This window comes from Vibrio sp. 1069 (assembly GCF_033340555.1).
The window spans coordinates 1-632 of sequence record NZ_JAWOWP010000525.1 but is presented as its reverse complement, the minus strand read 5'-3'; the positions used below and the strand labels follow the sequence as shown (position 1 = coordinate 632).

Here is a 632-nt window from a genome sequence, read left to right as displayed (position 1 = left end):
TTCTGTCTTCGACATAACCTTCTAAAACCGCTTGATGAGCAGTAGCGTTCCACTCCACACGCACATCATTGAGCCCAAGCTCATTTAAAATATTGCGTACCAACACAATCGGTTCGGCTTCTGCCACAACTTCACTGTCATTGCCATTGGCTTGGCTGTACCACATGCCAGCGAATATCGCGCTTGGTATCGCGCTGCACAGCACGGCTATCAGTGCGGTTCTTTTCCAGCTTGTGCTTTGCGCAGTAACGACTGGTGCATCTTGTTTGGTTTGAGCATCCGTAACGTTGGTGACAATCAGCTCGTCTTCAACATAACCCAGTGCAAATTTCACCACGCCAACAGAGATCACCGCATGGCGCTCTAGCTCGATGCCCGATTCACCAACCGCTCGGTTTTCACCGTTGATGGTTACGTCCTGACATCCACGCAACATCACCGATTCACTGTCACACACTAAGGTGAAGTGATTGGCTTCTACGCCAGCATCCGATAACACAAGGTCTGCGATAAAGTCGTCGCTACCTAAAACCAATGCGCCTTCTGGCAGTGTGACTTCAACCCCGGAATGCACGCCGGATAAAATACGAATTTTCCATTGCTGCATTTCGGTTATGGCTCCTCTGAAGGGC

Annotated in this window: 1 pseudogene; it reads right to left on the bottom strand. The window is 50.0% G+C overall.

Going from position 1 to position 632, the window contains the following annotated elements:
- A pseudogene (vscD, locus tag R7040_RS27540) lies at positions 1–607 on the bottom strand (SctD family type III secretion system inner membrane ring subunit VscD); the annotation flags it as partial.
- Positions 608–632: the final 25 nt, after the last annotated feature.